This window comes from Halogeometricum sp. CBA1124 (genome assembly GCF_009741955.1).
GTDB lineage: Archaea > Halobacteriota > Halobacteria > Halobacteriales > Haloferacaceae > Halogeometricum > Halogeometricum rufum.
This window is the reverse complement of record NZ_WPCD01000292.1, coordinates 1-3,031: the sequence shown is the minus strand read 5'-3', so window position 1 is coordinate 3,031 and position 3,031 is coordinate 1. Positions and strand designations below refer to the sequence as shown.

Genomic DNA, 3,031 nt, shown 5'->3' with positions numbered 1-3,031 from the left:
TGGACGACGCCCGAGATGAACGTGTTCCTCGGACTCGTGCAGGTGACCGGCGTCGTCATCGGGTTCGTGCGCTGCGCGTGCTCATCATCCCCTCTTCGAACGCGCGCCGCTCACCCTCGACGACAGGCTCTCGAAGAAGGAGGGCCACGTCGTCGTCGCCGAGTACCGGCGCGATACGGACCTCCTCCTCGACGAACTGGAGGCGCGGGACGTCGGTTACGTCCTCCTCGAATCCGACCAGACGGAGGCGAAACGCCTCTCCGACGAGGGCTATCAGGCGATTCACGGCGACCCCGAGAGTCCGTCTGACCTCGACCGGGCGTCCGTCGAGGAGGCGTCGCTCCTCGTCGCCGACGCGGGCGACCGGAACGCGAGCATCGTCCTGACCGCTATGGAGGCGAACGAGGGCCTCCGAACGGTCAGCTTCGCGACGTCGCCCCGCCGCAACCCGGCGTTCACCGAACTCGGCGTCGACCGAAGCGTCGCCCCGCACGCGCTCATCGGACGACGGCTGGCGGAGAAGGCGACGACCCCCGTCGCCGTCGACGTGGCGGGAGAGGGAGACGGAACGGAAGACGGGGGCGAAGACGCCGGCTCGGTCGAGGTCCGCGAACTCCTCGTCCGGCGCGGCAGTCCCCTGCACGGCGTCCGCGTCGGCGACTCACCGCTCGCGGACCGCTCCGACCTGACGGTCGTCGCCGGGTGGTTCGACGGCGAACTCAGGCTGCCGCCGTCTCCCGACGACGAACTCTCCCCGAACCACCGTGCTGATCGTCGCCGGGCCGGAGCGGGCGATAGCGGGGTCGACCGCCGACCTGTCGAACCTCCGAGCGCCGCGGGAGGAGCGGAACGAGCGGATCGTCGTCGCCGGTAACGGCGAGGGCGGACGGGCGGCCCGCGACGCGATTCCGGACGACGTCGCGGTCACGACCGTCGACAGCGACCCGGATACGCACCCGGACGTCGTCGGCGACGTCACCGAACCCAAGACGCTCCGTCAGGCGGGCGCGGGGGGGCGTCGGCGCTCATCGTGACGGTCGACGACGACGCGACGGCCCTCCTGGCGGTTGCGACGGCCCGGTCGCTCTCCGCCGACGTGGAGATACTCGTCCGGGTGACCGACGCGGGGAAGGAGTCGCCGGCGTTCGGGGCCGGCGCGGACTACGTCCTCTCGATTCAACGGGCGTGCGCCCGACTGGTCGCTGCGGAGGTCGGCGGGGACCCGGTCGTCGACCCTGTCAGCCGGATTCGACTCGTCCGCGCCGACGCGGACTCGTTCGTCGGCGAGTCGCTCTCGTCGGCGCGCCGGGACGGCGGACGCGGGTGGACCGTCGTCGGCGTGGTCCGCGACGGGACCGTCGAGACGGACGAACGGGCGACGGTCGAACCGGACGACGTGGTCGTCGTCGCGGGGAGCGACGACGCGGTGCGCGAGTTCGAGGGGACGGCGGAGGAGGGGTAGGTCCGCGTCCGACCTCGAACCGAGCGCCCTCGTCGCGGTGACGGGCCGGTCCGCGACGAGTCCCGGCGCACCTGCGACCACTCTCACCGGACGCTCACGGGTTCGCGTCCGGAACACTCTGTCCCGCTGAGCGGAGCGAAGCGAGGCACGATGGACGCGCAGCGTCCATCGGGGGAACAAAAGAGGAGCTGGAAGCCGCTTACTGGAACTCGTCGATGAGTTCCGGCACCACCTCGAACAGGTCGCCGACGACGCCGTAGTCGGCGATGTCGAAGATGGGCGCGTTCGGGTCGGTGTTGATGGCGACGATGGTCTCCGCGCCCTTCATCCCGGCGACGTGCTGCACCGCGCCGGAGATGCCGATGGCGATGTACACCTCCGGCGTGACGACTTTGCCCGACTGGCCGACCTGCCGGTTCTTCGGCAGCCAGCCGCTGTCCACGATGGGCCGCGAGGACGACAGCGTCGCCCCGAGGGCGTCGGCGAGTCGTTCGACGAGTTCGATGTTCTCCTCCTCCTCGATACCGCGGCCGACGGAGACGAGGCGTCCGCCTCCGTGATGTCCACGTCGCCGCCGCCGACCTCCTCGAAGCCGGTGACGCGCGACTTGACGGCGGACTCGTCGGGCGTGAACTCGAACGGCGCTATCTCGGCGTCGCCGTCGTTCGAGGCCGCGACCCACTCGCCGCCGCGGATGGTGACGGCCGCGCGTTCGGCGTCGACTTCGAGCGTCGTCTCGACCTTCGACCCGTACATCTCTCGCGTGACGGTCAGGCCGCCGTCGAACGCCACGTCGATGGCGTCGGTGACGAGGGGAAGCCCCAGACGGTTCGCCACCGCGGGGGCGTAGTCGAGGCCGTTGACCGAGTTCGGCATCAGCAGGTACTGCGGGTCGTATTCGTCGGCGAGTGCGCACACCGCCTGCGTGTACACGTCGTGGTTGAACTCCTCGCCGTACTCGACGGTGTGGACCGTCGTGACGCCCTCGCGGTTCAGTTTCGTCGCGAACTCCTCGACCTCGCCGCTTATCACCGCGACGTGCAGGTCACCGCCCGTCTCGTCGGCGAGTTCGCGGCCCGCGGTCACGAGTTCGTAACTCACGTCGCGGAGTTCGCCGCGGCGGTGGTCGGCGACGGCCAGTACGGAACTCATTCCGCACCCACCCCCTTCTCTCGCAGGGCCGTCGCAAGTTTCGCGGCCTGTTCGTCGGCGTCACCGTCGAAGTACGTCGCGTCGGACTCCGTCTCGGGTTCGTACATGTCGGTCAGGAACAGTTCGCTCGCGACGGCCCCGTGGTCCAGACCGAGGTCCGCGAGCGTCTTCGCCGCTATCTCCTTCGACTGGGCCTGCCGGATACCCCGCAGGCTGGCGTAGCGCGGTTCGTTGATACCGGTCTGGATGGTCAACACGGCGGGCAGGTCTATCTCGGTGAGTTCCTCGACGCCGCCCTCGAGTTCGCGGTGGACGCGGGCGACGCCGTCGTCGAGGACGCCCTCGGTGTCGAGTGCGTTGACGACCGCGCCCCACTCGTAGCCGATGGCGTCCGCGAGGGCGACGCCCGTCGCGCCG

General features: G+C 70.1%; 4 protein-coding genes and 1 pseudogene. 3 read left to right on the top strand and 2 right to left on the bottom strand.

Annotation, left to right across the window (positions count from 1 at the left end; translation table 11 throughout):
* The first annotated feature begins 196 nt into the window (after positions 1-196).
* The 3 genes from GJ632_RS22585 to GJ632_RS22575 are packed head-to-tail and all read left to right on the top strand — an operon-like array spanning position 197 to position 1,462.
* Complete coding sequence (locus tag GJ632_RS22585) at positions 197-874, top strand: TrkA family potassium uptake protein (RefSeq protein ID WP_231751726.1); 678 nt, start codon at positions 197-199, stop codon at positions 872-874.
* On the top strand, positions 765-1,034 hold the full coding sequence (locus tag GJ632_RS22580; protein WP_197428128.1) for a hypothetical protein: 270 nt from the start codon (positions 765-767) through the stop codon (positions 1,032-1,034). Before GJ632_RS22585 ends, GJ632_RS22580 begins: the two co-directional genes overlap by 110 nt.
* Positions 1,031-1,462 carry a TrkA C-terminal domain-containing protein gene (locus GJ632_RS22575; protein ID WP_197428127.1) on the top strand — a complete coding sequence of 144 codons (432 nt, stop codon included), beginning with the start codon at positions 1,031-1,033 and terminating at the stop codon, positions 1,460-1,462. Before GJ632_RS22580 ends, GJ632_RS22575 begins: the two co-directional genes overlap by 4 nt.
* Before the next feature lie 199 nt (positions 1,463-1,661).
* Here GJ632_RS22575 and GJ632_RS20560 read toward each other — a convergent pair.
* Positions 1,662-2,614, bottom strand: a pseudogene (locus GJ632_RS20560) (electron transfer flavoprotein subunit alpha/FixB family protein).
* Positions 2,611-3,031 (bottom strand): electron transfer flavoprotein subunit beta/FixA family protein (locus GJ632_RS20555; RefSeq protein WP_394351845.1); only part of this gene is annotated, 421 nt, incomplete at its 5' end. The gene GJ632_RS20555 and the pseudogene GJ632_RS20560, both read right to left, overlap by 4 nt.